Here is a 3,920-nt window from a genome sequence, read left to right as displayed (position 1 = left end):
TGCACACGCCCCGCAAAACACCGACGACGAAGCAGCGAACGAAGAAGTCAACGACCCCACGACCCCGCCGCACAGGTTAAAGATCAAGCTAGGGCTTGTTGTGAAAGTGCTGGTCACAGCCACTAATTGAGGACCGCGATCAGCACGGTCGCCTCGTAGCGGACGGCGAGCTTGTCGTATCTCGTGGTGACCGCACGGTGATGCCTGAGCCGATTGATGCCGTATTCGACCGTGTGACGCTCGCGGTTGGGCGCTGGCGACGACCTCCGGCAGCACCCCGTCGAACCGATTCGAAGATGCCGTCGCCGTATGTCTCGACGAGTTGCTTGTAGTCGGCGGGCAGAGCCGTACCAAGGGCGCGCTCGGCTTGCGCCCAGTCCACCGCGGGTGGCGGATCGGCGGGCGGCGGGCAGAGGCGGACGAGCACATCGAGGGCGATCAAGGGACGCACGCTATCGGTCGGCGGCAACATGCGCCGACCACACAGCTACCACCGCCGACTCTTGCGCGTCTTCTACCTCTCTGCCCAGATCGCCGCGCGCTTCTGCCCCACGTCGAAGACGGTCTACGACCGCAAGCGAGCCGAGGCCAAGAGCCACAAACAGGCGGTCCTCGGCCTCGCTTGCCGTCGCCTGGACGTCCTGTGGGCCCTCATCCGCGATCAGCGAACTCTCGACGCCCTACCGCCTCAGCGCGGTCTCGCCGTGGGCTGATCCCTGTTGCTTGGGACGCATGCTTGCTGCCGTGATGCGTCTCAGCTCTTGATGAGAGGTTCGTAGGGGTAATCCTCCGGCGTGAAAATGAGGACGAAGTTCTCTCCCATCCGAACAGGTACCTCCCGCAACCGGCCCAAGACATCTGCCTGGTCCGGAAGATCGAGGCCAAGGGCTGCGGCGGCACAGTCTCTCTGGGCCACGAGATCCGGCATGCCCTCCAGGTACTCGGCCACGAGCTCGCGACTCTCCTCGTCCGTGAACGCTTCGCAGGCGCGCCACCACGGGGCGACCAGCAGCCGCAGGAGCTCGGGCAGCCGGACTGCAACAAGAGCCGCACCTCCTTCGGTGCCGGGATAGACGGAAGGGTCTTCCCATTCCATGATCCGTTTCAGGCGCCGTTCGTCACTGACGACGCTTCCCCTGGAAGCGGGCTCGGTGGCCGAACCCTTCGAGGCGGCGGGCTGCTTCGGCGGCGGCCGGGCCGGTCAGTTCGGTGTGTTCGTGGGCGTCGACCATGGCGAGGTAGGTGGAAGCCTACGAACATGACCAAACCGGACCGGAAGAGTGGCTCTGGTTCGGCCACGTCCGGAGAGTTTCGGCAAGGGAGTGTTTCGAACGGCCGTGCAGCCGCAGGATGGCTATCCCTGTCACGGGCAGCGTGTCGACCGGGTTCAGGATCCCGAGGTGTCGACCGAGATCATTCTCGCGAGCAGCACTGTGACTTGCTGGGCTGGCATCGGCTTCATCCGGTGGGCTACGTTGTGCAGCCATGACTACCGGGACGGCATTGCGCCACACACGGATTGGTGACCCGGTGCTCTTCTGAGCGCCGTACGGGCCGGTGCTGGCCCGCTGTTGGATCGAGGATCTTGCGCTGCTGCGCGGGCTCCGCCTCCGTCGTGTTGATCACAGGCTCGACACGTCAACCACGACAGGAGAATTCATGCCCACCAAGATGCTGCAGATTCCCACCGCGGACGGCCAGGCCGACGCGTTCGCCGCTTTTCCCGACGGTGGCGGGCGGCGCCCGGGGGTGCTGATGTACGCGGACGGCTTCGGGATCCGGCCCGTGCTGCGGGAGATGGCCAGCGAGTTGGCCGGGCACGGGTACTACGTGCTCGTCCCCAACCTCTTCTACCGGCACGGCCCGGCACCGGTGATCGAGCTTCCCGAGTACATCGGAGAAGAGGTCCGGCCCGCGGTCTTCGCCCAGCTGATGCCCTTGATCGAGGCGCACACCACAGAACGGGTCCTGAGCGACGCCGACGCTTATCTCAAGTTCCTCACCTCTCAGCCCGAGGTCAGCGCCGGACCGGTCGCGGTGACCGGCTACTGCATCGGAGGTCTGTTGGCGACGCGCACCGCCGTGGCCCACCCCGGCCAGGTAGCCGCTCTCGCCGCATTCCACGGCCCGGTGGGCGCCGACGGGCCCGACAGCCTCTCCAAGCTCGCCGCCGAGGTCCACTTCGGACACGCCGAGAGCGACTTGAGGCCCGAAGCCCTCGGCGAGCTCAACAAGGCCCTGGACGCGGCGGGTGTCGGCTACACCTCCGAGATCTACCCCGGCACCGTCCACGGCTTCACCATGTCCGACACCGATGCCTTCGACCCCGCCGCGCTGCAGCTTCACTGGGACCGCCTGCTGCCCCTTCTCGGCCGCACCCTGACCAAGAGCCCGGTACGCCAGAGCGCTCGGCCAGCTGCCAGATGCGGTAGCTCGTCCTACCCCCGACGGTAGACCTTCGACCCGACTTGAAGGTCAAGCCACAATCCCCGGCCGCTTCGGCAAGCCGGTCACTGACCGCCTATGCACAAGGGTGCGCGAAGAAGTAGCTGGCGACGGGCCCTTGTCCCTGCCACACCACGAGCGCGACCAGCCCCGCCGCGATGCCGGGCACTGCCGGCCGCGGGCCGGGTGCCTTGATCAGCTTCGGCCCGTGCCGGGCGATGAGCCCGATGCCCACGCAGGCGACTAGGCCGGCTGCCAGGAACAGCACTGGGGCGCGGGACAGCGGGTCGGCCTCTTTTCCGAAGGTCAGTGGCAGCTCTGTGCACGCGAGCACCAGCCAGCCCGGCCCGGCCAGGGTGGCGGCCTGGAAGGCGTTGAGCTTTGCCGGCCACTCGCCCTTCCGTCCGGCAGCCGGCCGGACGGCGGGCAGGCGCAATGCCCGCTGATGACGCCAGATCGTGGCGGAGTCACCGTAGTACTCTGAGGCGCTACCACATCGAGGAACGCCGTGGAGTGATCCCGTTCCTGCAGGAGCTTCGCTCCTCGCTCAAGGACGGGTCCTTCACCGCGCTGCCGGTCAAGCAGGCGGTGATTCCCAAGAAGAACGGCAAGGTCCGTTACCTGGGCATCCCGACCTTGCGGGACCGCGTCGCGCAGATGGCGCTCAAGTTGGTCCTGGAGCCGACTTTCGAGGCCGATTTCTACCCGTCCAGCTACGGGTATCGGCCCGGCCGTCGGGCCCAGGACGCCATCGCCGAGATCCACCGCTTCACCCGCAAGCCGTCGACCTACAACTGGGTCATCGCGGGCGACCTCAAGGCTTGCTTCGACAACGTCGACCATCACGTCCTGATGGACCTGGTGGCCGAGCGCATCAAGAACCGCAAGGTCCTGCGGCTGGTCAGCGCGTTTCTGCGGGCTGGGGTTGTCGAGCTGCACGGTGGATTCGCGGAGACTCTCACGGGCACTCCGCAAGGAGGAGTCGCCTCCCCGTTGCTGGCCAACATCTATCTCTCTGTGCTGGACCAGCATTTCTCGCGGATCTGGAACACCGAGATGAGTCCCGGGTGGCAAAGGCAAGCCCGGCGCCGGAAGGGGCTGCCGAACTACCGTCTGGTGCGATACGCGGACGACTTCGTCGTGCTGGTGCACGGCACCAAGTCCGAGGCCGAAACAATATCGATGACGGCTTCGTCTTCCTGGGCTTCCACATCCAGCGAAGGCCCTTCGGCGACGGCCGTCGCGTCGTGCTCACCATTCCGTCCAAGCCCGCCTTGGCGTCGGTGATGCACAAGATCAAGAAGCTGACGGGGCGAAGTACGACGTCGCTCTCGTTGGAGGAGGTACCGCGGTCGGTCAATCCGGTCCTTCGGGGCTGGGCGATGGCGTCCCGCTTCGTGGTGTAGCCGATCAGTGTTGGGGCGTGCGCCCCGGGGCGTGTGTCGATAGGGATTCCGCTCCCTGCCCGGCAGGCG

General features: G+C 66.4%; 5 protein-coding genes and 1 pseudogene. 4 read left to right on the top strand and 2 right to left on the bottom strand.

The genetic code is table 11. From position 1 onward, the window contains the following. Positions 1-458: 458 nt before the first annotated feature. A pseudogene (locus ACZ7GZ_RS42540) lies at positions 459-713 on the top strand (IS110 family transposase); the annotation flags it as partial. A gap of 41 nt (positions 714-754) precedes the next feature. Here the strand turns inward: ACZ7GZ_RS42540 and ACZ7GZ_RS42535 are convergent. Beyond that, positions 755-1,096 carry a hypothetical protein gene (locus ACZ7GZ_RS42535; protein WP_471033158.1) on the bottom strand — a complete coding sequence of 114 codons (342 nt, stop codon included), beginning with the start codon at positions 1,094-1,096 and terminating at the stop codon, positions 755-757. A 563-nt stretch (positions 1,097-1,659) separates the two neighbouring features. Between ACZ7GZ_RS42535 and ACZ7GZ_RS42530 the strand changes: the two genes are divergently transcribed. Beyond that, complete coding sequence (locus ACZ7GZ_RS42530; RefSeq protein WP_471033156.1) at positions 1,660-2,454, top strand: dienelactone hydrolase family protein; 795 nt, start codon at positions 1,660-1,662, stop codon at positions 2,452-2,454. 67 nt (positions 2,455-2,521) lie between these two features. Here ACZ7GZ_RS42530 and ACZ7GZ_RS42525 read toward each other — a convergent pair whose 3' ends face one another. After that, a complete protein-coding gene (locus ACZ7GZ_RS42525; RefSeq protein ID WP_471033154.1) occupies positions 2,522-2,881 on the bottom strand; it encodes a hypothetical protein in 360 nt (119 codons plus the stop codon). A 77-nt stretch (positions 2,882-2,958) separates the two neighbouring features. On the opposite strand from ACZ7GZ_RS42525, the gene ACZ7GZ_RS42520 reads away from it, so the two are divergent. Further along, complete coding sequence (locus tag ACZ7GZ_RS42520; RefSeq protein ID WP_471033152.1) at positions 2,959-3,732, top strand: reverse transcriptase domain-containing protein; 774 nt, start codon at positions 2,959-2,961, stop codon at positions 3,730-3,732. Continuing rightward, positions 3,732-3,851, top strand: a complete 120-nt coding sequence (locus ACZ7GZ_RS42515) for a group II intron maturase-specific domain-containing protein (RefSeq protein ID WP_471033150.1) — start codon at positions 3,732-3,734, stop codon at positions 3,849-3,851. Before ACZ7GZ_RS42520 ends, ACZ7GZ_RS42515 begins: the two co-directional genes overlap by 1 nt. The last annotated feature ends 69 nt before the right edge of the window (positions 3,852-3,920 follow it).

Source organism: Streptomyces sp. NPDC037288 (assembly GCF_055603265.1).
This window is presented reverse-complemented; position numbering and strand designations above follow the sequence as displayed.